Genomic DNA, 14956 nt, shown 5'->3' on the forward strand with positions numbered 1-14956 from the left:
ACGGTTATTTCTGCTCAAAGATATAACTTTTCACCAGTTCCGTGAAATTTTTCACCTGATCGTCTATCCACGCCTGGTCGCGCCCCAGCTCGCGGGCCATCACGGCGGCGACTTTCGGCGCTGCGGCCGCGGCTTCGCGCGCATCGACGAACAGCAGCCGCACGCGGCGTGCCAGCACGTCCTCGACCGTCAGGGCCATCTCCTCGCGCACGGCCCAAACGGCTTCGGCCAGCGTGTAGTCGTACTTGGGCGAGAGCTTTTCGCCCAGCGCAGGCTCCCGCTCGATGAGGGCGTGAATCTTCGCCTCGTCCGAACCGTAGACGTAGAGGTGGTTGGTCAGGTCGGGATTCCTGCGGTAGCCGTGGATGCGGAACTTCTTTGTCACGCACTTGCGGCGTGGCAGTCCGCACACCTCGATGGCCTTGTCCACCGTGTCCTCGGCCATCAGGCGGTAGGAGGTCCACTTGCCGCCGGTGATGGTCACCAGCCCGTTGTCCGAGACGATGATCTTGTGGCTGCGCGAAATCTCCTTAGTGTTCTTGCCCTCCTTCTTGGGCGCCGCCAGCGGCCGCTGGCCGGCGAATACCGACAAAATGTCCTTGTAGGTCGGGGCGGGATTCATGTAGAGGCCCGCCGTCGAGAGAATGAAGTCGATCTCCTCCTTGAGCGGCTTGGGCTCCTCCTCGGCCTTGGGACGCACGATGTCGGTCGTCCCGACGACGACCTTGTCGTGCCAGGGCACGGCGAAGAGCACGCGGCCGTCGGAGGTCTTGGGGACCATGATGGCGTAGTCGCTCTGGAGGAACTTCATGTCGAGCACCAGGTGCACGCCCTGGCTCGGGGTCACCATCCGGCGGTGTTCGGGGCTGTCCATGTGCATAATGTCGTCCACGAAGCAGCCGGCGGCGTTCACCACGCTGCGGGCGCGCAGGGTGTACTCCCTGCCCGAGAGGTTGTCAACGGCCACGACGCCGGCCACGCGGCCCGCCTCGTCGTGCAGGATGTTGCGGACGGTGGTGTGGTTGACCAGCGTGCCGCCGTTCTCCACGCAGGTCTGCGCCAGATTCACGGCCATGCGCGAGTCGTCGAACTGTCCGTCGTGGTAAACCACGCCGCCCTTGAGCCCCTTCTCGACCGAGGTGGGAATGTATTTCATCACCTTTTTTGCGGAAATGAACTTCGAACGTCCGTAGCCGAAGCCGAACGAGAGCATGTCGTAGAAAGTCAGACCGCAGAAATAGAGGAAGTTGTCCCAGTAGCTGTAGTTCGAGATCACGAACGCCTGGTCCTTCACCAGATGGGGGGCGTTGGCCTTCATGCGGCCGCGCTCGCGCAGCGCTTCGAGCACCAGCATCACGTCGCCTTTCTGCAGGTAGCGCACGCCGCCGTGCACGAGCTTGGTCGAACGGCTCGACGTACACTTGGCGAAGTCGGTCTTTTCGAGCAGCGCGACGCTCAGTCCGCGTGTGGCCGCGTCGACGGCCACGCCGAGTCCCGTGGCTCCGCCGCCTACCACCACCATATCCCAGATTTTGCCCTTTTCGGACAGCTTTTCGAGTTGTTCAGCTCTTTTCATAACCGTTATGTTGTATTGTTAGTTTCGTTTCGCAACAAAAGTACGGATGATTTTTTATTTTTCAAAATATTTTTACTTTTATTTCATAATGTATGCTTTCGCTTGATGTTTCGATAGGAAAGATATTTTATTTTGCACACTTCGGAAATTCCGATATTTTTCGTATCTTGCAGACACAACCGCATAACGATATGGCTACCGGCATGAACAAACCAGGCGACGAAGCGATTCCGAGCCTTCCCGAACGGCACAACCGGATACTGGCGCTGCTCCAGCAGAACGGCTCGATCACGGTGACGCAGCTCGCCGAACAGTTCAAGGTTTCGGAGGTGACCATCCGCAAAGACCTCTCCTACCTCGAGCAGCAGAAAAAACTGTACCGCACGCACGGGAGTGCGATTCTGATCAGTCCCTACATCAGCGACCGCCACGTCAATGAGAAGGAGAAGCGCAACGTGGCCGAAAAGCGTGCCATCGGGGCCGCGGCGGCCCGGCTGATCGAGCCGGGCGATTCGATCATCATCGCCTCGGGGACCACGATGGCCTTTCTGGCGCGGGAGATCAAGCCCGAAGGCCGCCTGACGGTCATCACGGCCGCCGTGCCCGTCACGCAGATCCTGTCGCAGAATCCCGACATCGACGTGCTGCAGCTGGGCGGCATCACCCGCAGCAGTTCCGTCTCGGTGGTGGGACCTTTCGCCGAGCAGATGCTCCGCAACTTCAATTGCAGCAAGCTCTTCGTCGGCGTCGACGGCATCGACACCGAGTTCGGACTAACCACGACCAACATGCTGGAGGCGTCGCTGAACGCGGCGATGATCAACGCCGCGCAGAAGGTGGTCGTGCTGGCCGATTCGTCGAAGTTCGGCCGCCGGGGCTTCAGCAAGATCTGCGATCTGGAGGCCGTGGACCGCGTAATTACCGACAGCGGCGTGCAGCCGGTCTATCTGGAACGCCTGCGCGAATGCGGCGTGGAGGTGACCGTGGTGGAGGCGTAAGCGCATCCGAGACGATCGCTTCCGGCGGTCATTCTTCAGGCGGTCAGCCTCCGATCCGGGTTTCCAATAAATAAAGAGGGTGTCTACATCGGTAGACACCCTCTTGGTTTTCCGGCTTTCCGGACAGCTATTTTTTCAGCAGCGCCTGCAGTTCCTCAGGTCGGTTGGTAGTGATGTAATCCACACCCAGGTCGATGAAGTAGCGCATGTCCTCCTCCGAATCGACGGTCCATACGTTGACCTCCAGCCCCGCGTCGTGCGCGGCCTTGACCCATTCGGGGTGGCGGCGGAGCACCTTGACCGAGTAGTCGATGCCGGTCAGCCCGAGCTTCTTGATGCTCTTGGGCGAGAGGTCGCCGTTGAGGTAGAAGATGCGCCCCTCGGGTAACAGCTTTTTGAAGGCGAAGCAGGCATTGAGCGAGAAGGCGATGAAATCCGTGCGGTCGAGCAAGTCGTAGCTGCGCAGCGCCTCGACGATCTTGCGGGCGGAGAGGTCCTCGCGGTTGTAGTCCGAGAGCGATTTCATCTCGAGGATAAGCCGCGTGTCGGGCTTCGAAGCGACGAGTTTGAGGTAGGTGTCGAGCGTGGGGATCGTCTCGCCGTTGGGCAGTTCGACCGCTGTGATTTTGGCCAGCGGGGCCTTCTCCATGTTGACTTTCGTGCCTTTGTACACCTTGTCGTGGTTGACGATGAGCTGGTCGTCGCCCGTAAGCCAGACGTCGATTTCCGAGCCGAAGACGCCGATGGCGTCGGCTTTGGTGAACGAGGCGAGCGAGTTTTCCGCCGAACCGGGCGTGTTCCAGTAGCCGCGGTGGGCGATGACTTTGGGTTGTGCGAGGACGGCGCTTCCCGTGAGCAGCAGCGCAGCCGTCCAGATGATCTGTTTGGTCATGTCGTTGTAGGTTTTGGTGGATGACTTTTGAAACGAAACCAGGACAAAGATAGCGATTATTTCCGGAATTGCAACTTTGAAACTTCCATCCGCCTGCTTTCGGCCCGGAATGGGGCTGTCCCGCCGAATGCTGTCCCGTGCAAGCCGGAAACCGAATCCCGGATCTGTTATTTGCCGATTAAAGTTCTTTCGTTTGTCGATTTTCGAAAAACATTTTCTATTTTTGTAAGGTCGGGTATCCGACAAGACATATTTGATGAAAGTGTTTCGCTTCATCCTTGTACCGAAATCTGGAAAATTTCAAGCAAACAGGGAAAACGAATACACTCATCACTTGTATCGGTATGCGAGTGTCTGCTCCATACTGTACAAGTGTGGGGTATTGTTTATTTGTTTGCGGGTATTCCAGAACCTCGGTACGGATAGACGAACAGCTCCACACTTTCTTTTTGCTTATAATCCGCAGTCGGAGCCGGGGCGGAACGTAAATGTTTTCAAGATGAAAAAATTGATTGTGTTGGCCGCCTCGGTGTGTGCCGTGATGTGGCTGTCCGGTTGCAAGGACGACGATCTGGGCAAGCGGATCGACGATCTGGAAAACCGCGTGGAACGGCTCGAGGAGTTCTGCCGAAGGATGAACGCCAATATCGGGGCGCTTCAATCGCTGGTCGACGTTTTGTCGGAAGCGGACCGGATTACCGGAATTGTTCCCCTCTACAACGGTACGGAGAAGATCGGTTACACGATCGCTTTCGAAAAGCGGGAATCCGTAACGGTCTTTGCCGGGAAGGGTGAGGTCGCGCCTGTGGTCGGAGTGCGACGGGACGAGGACGACCGCTTTTATTGGACGCTTAACGGGGTCTGGTTGCTGGATGCCGATCATCGGAAACTGCCGGTGCAGAGAGATGCCGACGTTGTGCCGCAGCTGAAGGTCGAGGATAATTATTGGTATGTCTCCTGCGACGGGGAGAGTTGGACGCAAGTAGGTGAAGTCTCCGAAGAGGAGGGCGACGGAATGTTCCGAAGCGTTTCGGCGGATGACGAGTATGTCTATTTCACGTTGCACGACGGGACGGTACTCACCGTACCGCTTGTCGGCAATGTCGTGGTGGATGCGATCCTGTTCGAAGACGAACTCGTTAAGAGCATCTGCATCTCCCGCTGGGATGTCGATAACGACGGAGAGTTGTCTGTTGCGGAAGCCGAAGCAGTCACGTCTCTGCGAAAGGCGTTCAATGCCAAACCGATCCGGTCGCTGCGCGAATTGGGCTATTTTACCGGGGTTACTGCTTTGGCCGAGAGCGAGTTCTGCGACTGCGACGAGCTTGAAACCGTTGTGCTTCCGGCCAATTTGGAGACGATTGGGGATTACGCTTTCAGCTACTGCCTGTCGTTGAAAAATATCAGCTGCAAAAGCGAGATGCCGCCCGTACTCGGCGAAAGCGTTTTCGAGCGCATACCGGTTTCAACGCTGGTTATCCGGGTTCCGGCTTCGGCGGTAGACGCCTATAAGGCGGCGAAAGGGTGGAGCGACTATGCGGAGCAGATCGAGGCTGCGGAGTAGTGTCCCGAAAAAGGACGGATGGCCTGCAATTTTGCAGGCCATCTTTTTTAATCAAAAATCTTTTGTAGAATCACCTCGTCGTGGTAGCCGTCCGGCCGCCGCTGCCAGTCGCGTTTGACGCCCGATTGGGTAAATCCCGCCCGGCGGAACAGGCTGAGGCTCGCTTCGTTGTCCGTGCCGACGTTGCACCAGACCTGGTGCAGATGCAGCCGGTCGCGGATGTAGCGGCACAAGGTTTCCACGGCGTCGGCCGCATAGCCTTTCCCGCGGTCCGAAAGCTCGTAGACGAGGATGCCCAGCCCGACGCGGCTGTTGATCGGATCGAACTCGAAGAGGTCGATGGCCCCGACGGCTTTCGCATCGGAGAGCGTTTCGACGATCAGCCGCAGCTGTCCGCTGAAGATGTCCGCATCCTGCTGTCGCTCGACGAAGCGCTGCATCTGCTGCCGCGAGAAAGGGGCGGTCGTGCCGCTCACCAGCCAGATGTCGTAATCGTTCTCCCAGCGGTACATTCGGTCGATGTCCTCCGGTTCGACGGCCCGCAGACGGGTGATTTTTCCTTCGATATTGGTCATGGATGCGGTGTGTTTGATCCGGTGCGGTGCAAAATCCCCGCCGGGACGCTTCCTGAAGCGGGGGGGGGTAAGTCGGTAGCGTTTCCGCCGATCATTCAGCAAAGGATACGGATGCCCGTCAGGTCTGCGAATGCCAGGCAAGGTCGGATACGCTGCATATCGGGATGCCGGGACCGGTTGCATCCGCCGAACGGCAACGTCGCCGAAACGCGAACGTCCCCTCCCTTGCAGCGGCCTTACAACCCGATCACCTTGTTGCGGATCAGCATCGCCACGCCCCAGGCGTTGGCGTTCTCGGTCATTTTCGACAGGCGGAATTTGGTGTCCTTGTAAACCAGGTTGAGCGAGAATTTGTTCGTGGCCGACTTGAGCGGGAGCATGATGTAGTCGCCTGCCGCGGCCATGTTGCCGCCGACGATCACCGTCTCGGGGTTGAACGTATTGATGAGAAAAGCCACCGCCTTGCCGACCTTTTCGCCCGCCTCTTCGATCAGCTCGATCGAGAGGTTGTCGTCGTTCTTGGCTGCGGCGATGATGTCGTCGATATGGATGGTTTTCTGCTGGTCGTACTGCTCCTTGAGGATGGTGTTCACGCCGTTTTCGATCAGGTGCGACATTTTGTCCTCGATGGCGATGCCCGAAACCTCGGTCTCGAGACACCCCTTCTTGCCGCATGAGCAGATGATCTCGTTGTCGAAGAAAGGAATGTGGCCGAATTCGCCCGCGAAGCCGCTCTTGCCATAGTAGAGCTGCCCGTCGACGACGATGCCGATCGCCACGCCGCGGCCCATGTGCAGGTACAAAACGTTGCTCTCGTCCTTCGACTTGCCGCACGTGTACTCGGCGTAGCAGCGGGCGCGGGTGTCGTTCTCGAGCAGCACGCGGATGTTGACCCGCTCCTCGAGCATGTCGCGCAGCGACTGTTCGGTCGAGGTGAAATATTTGTAACTGCGTCCCGTATCGGGGTTTACGCGGCCCGTCATGCAGACGCCCAGCCCGAGAATCTTGCCCCGGTCGACGCCGCACGTCGCAATGAAATGCTCGATCGACGAACAGATGCGCTCCATGCACTGCGGTCGGTCGAGCAGCTCGAACGTGGGGTCGTTCTCCTCCTTGATGATGTTGTTTTGCAGGTCGGTGATCAGGAAAGTCATATTGTCGCGGCCGACGTTGACGCCCGCGAAGTAGATCGCCGAATTGGCCAGTCCGAAGATGTTGGGACGGCGGCCGCCCGGGGTCTCCACCTTGCCGAGGTCCGTCACGATATTCTCGTCGACGAGTTCCTGCACGAGCTTGGTGATGGTCGGTACGCTGATATGAAGCTCCTTGGTCAGCTCCGAAAGCGTGCATTCGCCGTTGACGGCCATGTAGGCGATGATATTCCGCTTGATGATGTTGTTCTTGTGCGAAATGCCTTTCAGGGCGTCCTCTTCGTGTTTGTTGAAAAATTCGGTCAGCGATGTCATCCTTCCTGTCTTATTTTTAACGAACTCTGCAAATATAATAAGTATCTTTAATAAATGCAATAAGTTTTTAATAAAATTTAATAAATTTTTGAAATACTATCGGAAACAAAAAAGGAATGTACCGGAAACGGTACATTCCTTTCAGAGGTAAGTAATTGATTACAAAGTCGATTTCGACTCCACGGCCGCGTTGGCGTCGACCTTGCGGATCAGACCCTGCAAGACCGTGCCGGGGCCGAGTTCGGTAAATTCGGTCACCCCGTCGGCGAGCATGTTCCTCACGATATAGGTCCAGCGCACGGGAGCGGTCAGCTGGGCGACCAGGTTGGCCCGGATGGCCGTCGGATCGGTGTAGGGCTTGGCGTCGACGTTCTGGTAGATGGGACATACGGGCTGCCGGAACGGCGCCTCGTTGATGGCCTTTTCAAGCTCCTGCCGGGCCGGCTCCATCAGCGGCGAGTGGAACGCACCGCCCACGGGCAGACGCAGCGCGCGGCGTGCTCCGGCGGCCTTGGCCTGCTCGCAGGCGGCCTCGACGGCCTCCACCGCACCCGAGATGACGAGCTGTCCCGGGCAGTTGTAGTTGGCGGCCACGACCACGCCGTCGATCGAGGCGCAAATCTCCTCGACCGCCTTATCTTCCAGACCGAGGATGGCGGCCATCGTGCCCGGCTGCTGCTCGCAGGCGGCCTGCATGGCCAGCGCTCGCTTCGACACCAGCCGCAGACCGTCCTCGAACGAGAGCGCGCCCGCAACTACCAGCGCCGAGAATTCGCCCAGCGAGTGACCCGCCACGGCGTCGGGTTCGACGCCCAGCGCCTTGGCCAGAATGACCGAGTGGAGGAATACGGCGGGCTGGGTGACCTTCGTCTGCTTCAGCTCTTCGTCCGTGCCGGCGAACATGATGTCCGTGATGCGGAAGCCGAGAATCTCGTTGGCCCGCTCGAACAGCTCCTTCGCGGCGGGTACGTTGTCGTAGAGGTCCTTACCCATGCCGACGGCCTGGGCGCCCTGGCCCGGGAAAACGTATGCGTGTTTCATAAGTTTCGACATTTTTATTGTTTGCGCCGACAAAGATACGAATTTATTTTTTAACTTTGCACCGCAATGGTTCGCAAAGGGCCGGGCAAGGCCCCGCGCGATTAAATGGGAATGCCGTGAAAATCGGCAGCAGTTCCCGCTGCTGTAAGTTCCGTAATGTGCCGCAACTCTCTGAGCCACTGGTCTTAGGACCGGGAAGGCGTTGCGGCAGGAACGAGCCAGAAGACCTGCCTTGCGCCTTCCTCGGGAGGAGTTCTTGTTTCGGATGTATCTGCGGAGAACGGAGCATCGGTCGGGCCTTGTATATTTAGGGAAGCCTGAGTGGCAGTATGCACGAAATGGAGGATTCGATTCCGGGAAGCTGGGACCGATTTTTTATTTATTGTGCAATTATAAACTGAACGAACGATGAAAAAACTGCTTCTCCTCGCTTTTGCGGTCCTCGCGCTGGCCGCCTGCTCCGACGACGATCCCTGGCGGGATACGCCCGAACCGGAACCTACGCCAACTCCTACGCCGACCCCGACCCCCACGCCGACCGAAACGTGGCAGGTCTGCTCTTTCGAGGCGTCGGAGGGGTGGCTCGACAGCAAGGGCGCCCCGGCGCTTCCGGGCGACATTACGGTCGTGGGCGGCTCGGTGGCCGGCGATTACAGCGACGTATTCTGGGCCAATTCGCCCGATTACCCCACCCGTGAGGAATATATGGGCAACGTCTACGACGGGGTGCTCATTACCTCGCCCGACGGCGGCATCGAGATCGGTTCCTACTACTTGGACGGTACGGGCTGGGGCACGCAGATGGATACGTGGGGCGGCTTCGTTCTCTCGAAGAATTTCAACCGGACGGCGACAGCAACGGACCTCAAAAATCAGTTCAGCGCCTGGGCGGAGAAAGGGGCCGGCGGCACGGATACGTTCCTCGCGGCGTTCGACGCGACCTGGACGGGCGGTAAGTTCGCCACTCCGACGATCACCTTTACGATGCCCCGTGTCGTTTCCAGCCTCTGTCTGGCCAATTCGACGGCACTCTATCCCTACGAGTCGACCAAAACCGATTTTTACTTTACGGTGCGCATCACGGGGTACGATGCCGCCGGCCAAGTGCTCGGGGAGATAGAGTGTCCGCTGGTGGCCGACGGCAAGCGCGTCGATGACTGGGTGAAGGTTTCGACCGAGGGCCTCGGGGCGGTCTCGGCGCTCAAATTCCGGGTCGTCTCCAACGATACGATCGCTCCGACCTACTTCTGTCTGGACGATCTGACCGTAAGCGAGGCCGTGACGGTATCGTTCGAACCGACGGAGGGGCTGAAAGACATCGAGGGGCAGCCGGTCGCGCTGGGCGACATCACGATGGAGGGGGCCGCCGTCTCCGCGACCTACCATAACGCCTACTGGGCCAAGAGCATCTCCAACTATGCGAATTATCTGGTCGACGGGGCTTACGACGGCTATATCTGCTCGACCGCGGATGAAAACCTCTGGTTCGGAACCTACTATGCTTCGAGCAGCTACGGCGATGCCTGGGGCGGCTTCGTGCTTACGGGCAACTACGACAAGAGTGCCACGGCGCTGGACTACGCCGACCAGTTCACCGTCTGGGCCGACGACGCAAAGAGCGGTCACGTCGCGCTGATCGCCTACGAGGATACCTACTCGGGCGGCTATGCGTGCCCCAAGATCGAGGTGGCCGGCGAGCCGGTGACCTTCCGCCACTGCTACCTGGCCAATACGGCCCTCACCTATACGTATGTTCCCACGCAGGTGAGCGCCTCGACCTATTACTATAAGGTCATCGTCACCGGTTCGTGCAAGGGGGCAAAGACCGGCAGCGTCGAATGTATGCTGATCGACGGCGCGAAGAAAGCCGGCGACTGGCAGTATGTCGACCTCTCGTCGCTGGGAAAGGTCGACTGCCTGACCTTCTCCACCGACACCAACGAGCGCAACAGCTTCGGACCGCTGGCTCCCGCCTATTTCGCGCTGGATGATCTGAGTTTCGTCCTCGCCGGCAAATAGGCTGCCGGGTGACAAGCATACCGGGCGCCGCCGATTTAGAGATTAGTAGGCCCGGGAAAGAACCCGCGGGGACTGCCTTGCCCCGCGGGTTCTTTGCGTTGCCTCCCCCCGTCGCGGGATGACCGAATTCCGAAAAGGGCTGTCTGCACAGCGTGCGGACAGCCCTTTCGAACGTTTCGGACGTGGCTCAAATCAGATTATCCCGCTCGATATCCTTGAAATAGCGGTAGGTGGCCACACGCAGCTCTTCGGCGGCCTGGTCGTCGCACACGAGGATGCCGTTGGGGTGCACCTGCAAAGCGGAGATCGTCCACTGGTGGTTGTAGGCTCCCTCCACCCCGTGCCGCACGGCGCGGGCTTTCTTGTGGCCCGTGGCGAGGATCAGCACCTTCTTCGACGAGAGGACCGTGCCCACGCCGACCGTCAGCGCGGTCTTCGGCACGAGCGACTTGTCGCCGCCGAAGAAGCGGGCGTTGACCTCGATGGTGTCCGTGGTGAGGGTCTTCATGCGCGTGCGCGAGTTGAGCGACGAGAACGGCTCGTTGAAGGCGATATGGCCGTCTTCGCCCACGCCGCCCATGAACAGGTCGATGCCGCCCGCCTCGAGGATGGCCGCCTCGTAGTCGGCGCACTCCTTCACCAGATCGTCGGCATTGCCGTTGAGAATATGGACGTTCTCGGGGCGGATGTCGATGTGCGAGAAGAAGTTGGTCCACATGAATGAGTGGTAGCTCTCGGGGTGCTCCTCGGGAAGACCGACGTATTCGTCCATGTTGAACGTGATGACGTTGCGGAACGACACCTCGCCGGCCTTGTGGCGGCGGATCAGTTCCTTGTAGGTCTCCAGCGGCGTCGAACCGGTCGGGAGGCCCAGCACGAAGGGCGACTTGGTCACCTGCTCTTTGGCCTTGATCTGGCGGATAATGTAGTTGGCGGCCCACTGGGCGACCTGTCGGGATGTATCTTCGATGATTAAGCGCATAGGATAAGTTTTAGCGTTTTACGATTTCGGTTCACCTTTGTCAGAACATTTTGACGAAGACCTCGATGGCCTGGTATTCGGCCATGCCCAACTGGTCGTAGAGCTTCGCGGTGTTCTGCGTGCGCTCCTCGGCCCGCTGCCAGAATTCGCGCGGGTCGCTGCCGGGGAAAGGCATGATGTCCTTCTGCGAGAGGTGGCGGTAGATGGCGTGGCGCTTCATGATCAGCTCGTCGGGCGAAAGCGGCACGGCCATGTCGACCATGCCCAGGTCCCACTCCATCCATGCCCCGCGGTAGAGCCACAGGTGGCACTCCTTCATCCAGGGATCGTCCTTGACGACCTCCAGTGCGCCCAGGATGGCTTCCATCGCCGTGCGGTGCGTGCCGTGCGGGTCGGCCAGGTCGCCTGCAGCGTAGATCTGGTGGGGTTTCACCTCGCGCAGGAGCTTGACGATGATCTCGATGTCCTTTTCGGTCAGCTGTCCCTTCTTGATGCCGCCCGTCTCATAGAACGGGAGGTTGAGGAAGTGGGCGTTGGTGTCTGGGTTCAGCCCGAACGACCGCACGGCGGCACGCGCCTCGGCGCGTCGGATCGCCCCCTTCAGGTCGAGCAGCGCGCGCGGCTCGGGCTCGCCCTTCTTCTTGCCGGCGATGATCTTCTCGACCTCGGCATAGTGGTTGCCGAAGCCCAGCTCGCGGGCGGTGTCGATGTTCTGCAGCACCACGTCGTCGTGCACGGCCACGTTGCCCGAGGTTTCGTAGGCCACGTGCACGTCGTGTCCCTGCTGCACGAGGCGGATGAACGTGCCGCCCATCGAGATCACGTCGTCGTCGGGGTGGGGCGAGAAGACCACCACCCGCTTGGGGAACGGGTTCGACGGCACGGGGCGCGTCGAGTCGTCGGCGTTGGGCTTGCCGCCCGGCCACCCCGTGATGGTGTGCTGCAGGTCGTTGAACACATCGATGTTGATCTGGTCGTAGGTGCGTCCCTGTTCGAGCAGTTCGCCCAGCGAGTTTTCGATGTAGTCCTTGTAGGTGAGTTTGAGAATAGGCTTCTGAACCACCCCGCAAAGCCATACCACGGCCTTGCGGACGAATTTGGGCGTCCAGTTGCAGGGACCGACCAGCCAGGGGGTCTGCTCGCGCGTGAGCAGCTGCGCGGCGTTCTCGTCGATGACCACCTCGATGTTGGGGTGGGCCTGGAGGTAGGAGGCCGGAACCTGCCCGGTGATCTCGCCCTCGACGACCTTCTGCACGATGCGCGCCTTCTCCTCGCCCCAGGCCATCAGGATGATGCGGTCGGCGCGCATGATGGTGTCGATGCCCATGGTGATGGCCATCTTGGGGGTGTTCTCCAGTCCGAAGAATGCGCCCGACTGGATTTTACGGGTGTTGTGGGTGAGCTGCACCAGCCGCGTGCGCGACTTGGAGTAGGAGCCGGGTTCGTTGAAGCCGATCTGCCCGTCCTCGCCCACGCCGATGATCATCAAATCGATCCGGCGTACGGCGTGGTCGTACGAGGCGCAGTACTCCGAGATGCGGTCCTCGGGGATCGTGCCGTCGGGAATGTGCACGTTCTCCGGCAGGATGTCGATGTGGTTGAGGAACTCCTCGTGGATGCGGTAGTTGCGGCTCTGCTGCTCGGTCGAACGGATCGGGTAGAACTCGTCGAGGCTGTATACGGCCACGTTGCTGAACGAAATCAGCCCCTGTTCGTGGCGGCGGACCAGTTCGCGGTAGAGCCCCAGCGGGGTGCGGCCGGTGGTCAGTCCCAGCACGAAAGGCTGCGACTCCTCGTAAACCTCGTTCGAAAGGTGCGTCTGGTTGTAGTTGCGGATCGCCTTGACGATCAGATCGGCGACGTACTGCACTCCGTCGTACTCGTTCTCGTAAACCCGCGTGAGGATTTTTTCGTAGCGGTGGATGATGTCGCGCGGGGTCGACTCGGCGATCAGCCCGCCGTCTTTGGGAAGTGAATACTTGTTGTTCATCGTTATCGGTTGAATTTGACTCGTTCGAAAAATTCGGGGCGGTGGAAGTCGGGCTTCGCCGTCCGGATGGGCTTCCACGAGAGGAAGTGGGGGTGCGAGAGGTTGTCGCCGCACTTGTAGAGGTTCATGCGCGCTTCCACGCCGCTCCACTCCCGCAGCGTGTGGCGGAAGAGCGCCGAGGCTGGGATTATCAGCGTCACCGCCCAGCGGTTGTCGCCCTCGCGCTCGGGAAACGGCTCCCCGGGCAGCGTCGTCGTGCGGCGCACCGAGGCGAGGACCTCCGCCGAAGCGTGCTCGACCCCCTCGTTGCGCGAGCGGCGGTAGCCAAGCAGCATGCGGCCGATCGAGGTCGTCTCGAAATTGTAGTACCCCTTGTCGTCCAATGCAATGAAAAACTCGACGCAAGAATCGGTCCACACTTCACCGTTGTCCTCGGTGACGAGCGCCGCCGTGTAGCGCTCCTCCACCTCGAAGCGCAGCATGAGGTAAAGGCCCGTATGGAACATGCGGTAGGAGACCTTCGGGGCATAGGGGTACTCCTCGGGCCAGTTGCACGAGGCGACGGGCTGTGCCTCGGTGGCGGCGAACGCCTCCTCGACGGCTGCGGCATCGGCGGTGTCGAGCGCTATTTTGCGGATTTCCATCGTTACCGGTATTTTTCGACCGTCTCGCGCACCGCGGCGCACATGGCGTCGTACTGCTCCTCCATGCTTTGCAGCAGCTTGTATTGCGCGTGCGTGCGCACGAGGTTGTGCTCGGGGTACTTGATCTTATAATAGGTGTCGCCGTCGATGTAGTCCATCAGAAAGCGCAGGACCTGTTCGTAGGTGATGTAGCGTGCCGAGAAAGCCAGGTGGTCGATCTCTGCCTCGGTGAGCTGGCGCGCCCGCTGCGAGAGATACCCCTCGGTGTAGGCCTGGAACATGCCCAGCGAAAGGCTCACGCGGCCGAGGTCGCGGTCGTCCTCGTCGCCCGTGTTGGCGTAGGTGCGGATGGCGTCGCCGAAGTCGTTGAGCGACGTGGAGGCCATCACCGTGTCCAGGTCGATGGCGCATAGGACGCGGCCCTCGCGGTCGAAGAGCACGTTGTTGATCTTCGTGTCGTTGTGCGTCACGCGCGTGGGGATCGTGCCGTCCTCGACCTTCGCCCAGAAGGCGAGCATCTCCGCACGGCGCGACTCGATCCAGTCGATCTCCTCCGAGAGCTTCTTCCGGCGGCCCGCCGCATCGCGCGCGAGCGCCTCGTCCCACTGCACGAAGCGGTGGCGGATGTTGTGGAAGCCCTTGATCGTCTCCGCCAGCGGCTCGCGGAAGTCGGCCAGCTGCGCCTGGAACTTGCCGATCCCCTCGCCGCCCTTGCGGGCCAGCTCCTCGGAGTCGGCCTTGTTGTAGGCTACGGTGTCGTCGATGAAGACCGTCACGGTCCAGTATTCGCCCTCAGCGTCGAGGTGGTAGAGCCGTCCGTCTTTGGCCGGAACGACGGTCATCACCTCGCGCAGCGGATCGCCGCCCGCGGCGACGACCCCGCGGCGGATGTGGTCGGTGACCTTGCGGATGTTCTCCATCATGGCCGGGACGTCGGGGAAGATCTGCTTGTTCTTGCGCTGGAGGATGTAGTCCGGTGCGCCGCCCTCGGTGCGGACGATGAACGTGTCGTTGATGAAACCGTCGCCGAGCGAATCGACGGAGGCGATCGCGCCGTCGAGCGCGAACTGCGAAGCGATCTGGAGTAATTGAGCCTTCATGGGATCAGTTGGTCGGTTATCGATCGGCTTAGGGCCGATTGTACGGTCAAAGATAGCAAAAAAGTGGGTTACCCGCAAGCAATCAGCAAAAAAGAACCCGTCCTAATGG

12 protein-coding genes and 1 riboswitch are annotated in these 14956 nt (G+C 60.0%); of the genes, 3 read left to right on the top strand and 9 right to left on the bottom strand.

What is annotated here, in order from left to right; translation table 11 throughout:
* Positions 1-4: 4 nt before the first annotated feature.
* Entirely contained in the window at positions 5-1576 is a 1572-nt protein-coding gene (locus ACMO9O_RS06310; RefSeq protein ID WP_418982917.1) for an FAD-dependent oxidoreductase, read from the bottom strand.
* A gap of 203 nt (positions 1577-1779) precedes the next feature.
* Here ACMO9O_RS06310 and ACMO9O_RS06315 point away from each other — a divergent pair, with 203 nt between their 5' ends.
* Positions 1780-2574 (top strand): DeoR/GlpR family DNA-binding transcription regulator, encoded by a 795-nt coding sequence (locus ACMO9O_RS06315; RefSeq protein ID WP_418982918.1) that lies wholly within the window; start codon positions 1780-1782, stop codon positions 2572-2574.
* Positions 2575-2701: 127 nt separating this feature from the next.
* Here ACMO9O_RS06315 and ACMO9O_RS06320 read toward each other — a convergent pair whose 3' ends face one another.
* Positions 2702-3466, bottom strand: coding sequence for a glycerophosphodiester phosphodiesterase family protein (locus ACMO9O_RS06320; RefSeq protein ID WP_418982920.1), 765 nt, complete (start codon positions 3464-3466; stop codon positions 2702-2704).
* A gap of 256 nt (positions 3467-3722) precedes the next feature.
* Here ACMO9O_RS06320 and ACMO9O_RS06325 point away from each other — a divergent pair, with 256 nt between their 5' ends.
* The gene (locus tag ACMO9O_RS06325; protein ID WP_418982922.1) at positions 3723-5030 is read left to right on the top strand and encodes a PL29 family lyase N-terminal domain-containing protein; all 1308 of its coding nucleotides are present in this window, start codon (positions 3723-3725) and stop codon (positions 5028-5030) included.
* 47 nt (positions 5031-5077) lie between these two features.
* Here ACMO9O_RS06325 and ACMO9O_RS06330 read toward each other — a convergent pair whose 3' ends face one another.
* The 3 genes from ACMO9O_RS06330 to fabD all read right to left on the bottom strand — a co-directional run bounded on the left by ACMO9O_RS06330 (position 5078) and on the right by fabD (position 8112).
* Positions 5078-5605, bottom strand: coding sequence for a GNAT family N-acetyltransferase (locus ACMO9O_RS06330; RefSeq protein ID WP_418982924.1), 528 nt, complete (start codon positions 5603-5605; stop codon positions 5078-5080).
* 236 nt (positions 5606-5841) lie between these two features.
* Positions 5842-7071, bottom strand: a complete 1230-nt coding sequence (locus ACMO9O_RS06335) for an ROK family protein (protein WP_418982925.1) — start codon at positions 7069-7071, stop codon at positions 5842-5844.
* Between the two features lie 159 nt (positions 7072-7230).
* A complete protein-coding gene (gene fabD, locus ACMO9O_RS06340) occupies positions 7231-8112 on the bottom strand; it encodes an ACP S-malonyltransferase (RefSeq protein ID WP_418982927.1) in 882 nt (293 codons plus the stop codon).
* 50 nt (positions 8113-8162) lie between these two features.
* Positions 8163-8362, top strand: a riboswitch (cobalamin riboswitch).
* 158 nt (positions 8363-8520) lie between these two features.
* Here fabD and ACMO9O_RS06345 point away from each other — a divergent pair.
* On the top strand, positions 8521-10131 hold the full coding sequence (locus ACMO9O_RS06345; RefSeq protein ID WP_418982929.1) for a DUF4465 domain-containing protein: 1611 nt from the start codon (positions 8521-8523) through the stop codon (positions 10129-10131).
* A gap of 187 nt (positions 10132-10318) precedes the next feature.
* On the opposite strand, the gene nagB is transcribed toward ACMO9O_RS06345, so the two are convergent.
* Genes nagB through ACMO9O_RS06365 form a run of 4 tightly spaced genes read right to left on the bottom strand, consistent with a single transcriptional unit; the run spans position 10319 to position 14847 of the window.
* Positions 10319-11113, bottom strand: coding sequence for a glucosamine-6-phosphate deaminase (gene nagB / locus ACMO9O_RS06350; protein WP_418982930.1), 795 nt, complete (start codon positions 11111-11113; stop codon positions 10319-10321).
* A 40-nt stretch (positions 11114-11153) separates the two neighbouring features.
* Positions 11154-13103 (bottom strand): 6-phosphogluconolactonase, encoded by a 1950-nt coding sequence (locus ACMO9O_RS06355; protein ID WP_418982931.1) that lies wholly within the window; start codon positions 13101-13103, stop codon positions 11154-11156.
* A 2-nt stretch (positions 13104-13105) separates the two neighbouring features.
* Positions 13106-13747 (bottom strand): carbohydrate-binding family 9-like protein, encoded by a 642-nt coding sequence (locus tag ACMO9O_RS06360; protein ID WP_418982933.1) that lies wholly within the window; start codon positions 13745-13747, stop codon positions 13106-13108.
* 2 nt (positions 13748-13749) lie between these two features.
* Positions 13750-14847: a phosphotransferase enzyme family protein gene (locus ACMO9O_RS06365; protein ID WP_418982934.1), complete on the bottom strand. Its 1098-nt coding sequence runs from the start codon at positions 14845-14847 to the stop codon at positions 13750-13752.
* Positions 14848-14956: the final 109 nt, after the last annotated feature.

Source organism: Alistipes sp. (genome assembly GCF_048465635.1).
Lineage (GTDB): Bacteria > Bacteroidota > Bacteroidia > Bacteroidales > Rikenellaceae > Alistipes.

Coding starts and splice junctions, on each gene's coding strand:
- ACMO9O_RS06310 (WP_418982917.1), bottom strand. CDS start 1,576: ATGAAAAGAGCTGAACAACTCGAAAAGCTGTCCGAAAAGGGCAAAATC.
- ACMO9O_RS06315 (WP_418982918.1), top strand. CDS start 1,780: ATGAACAAACCAGGCGACGAAGCGATTCCGAGCCTTCCCGAACGGCAC.
- ACMO9O_RS06320 (WP_418982920.1), bottom strand. CDS start 3,466: ATGACCAAACAGATCATCTGGACGGCTGCGCTGCTGCTCACGGGAAGC.
- ACMO9O_RS06325 (WP_418982922.1), top strand. CDS start 3,723: ATGAAAGTGTTTCGCTTCATCCTTGTACCGAAATCTGGAAAATTTCAA.
- ACMO9O_RS06330 (WP_418982924.1), bottom strand. CDS start 5,605: ATGACCAATATCGAAGGAAAAATCACCCGTCTGCGGGCCGTCGAACCG.
- ACMO9O_RS06335 (WP_418982925.1), bottom strand. CDS start 7,071: ATGACATCGCTGACCGAATTTTTCAACAAACACGAAGAGGACGCCCTG.
- fabD (WP_418982927.1), bottom strand. CDS start 8,112: ATGAAACACGCATACGTTTTCCCGGGCCAGGGCGCCCAGGCCGTCGGC.
- ACMO9O_RS06345 (WP_418982929.1), top strand. CDS start 8,521: ATGAAAAAACTGCTTCTCCTCGCTTTTGCGGTCCTCGCGCTGGCCGCC.
- nagB (WP_418982930.1), bottom strand. CDS start 11,113: ATGCGCTTAATCATCGAAGATACATCCCGACAGGTCGCCCAGTGGGCC.
- ACMO9O_RS06355 (WP_418982931.1), bottom strand. CDS start 13,103: ATGAACAACAAGTATTCACTTCCCAAAGACGGCGGGCTGATCGCCGAG.
- ACMO9O_RS06360 (WP_418982933.1), bottom strand. CDS start 13,747: ATGGAAATCCGCAAAATAGCGCTCGACACCGCCGATGCCGCAGCCGTC.
- ACMO9O_RS06365 (WP_418982934.1), bottom strand. CDS start 14,847: ATGAAGGCTCAATTACTCCAGATCGCTTCGCAGTTCGCGCTCGACGGC.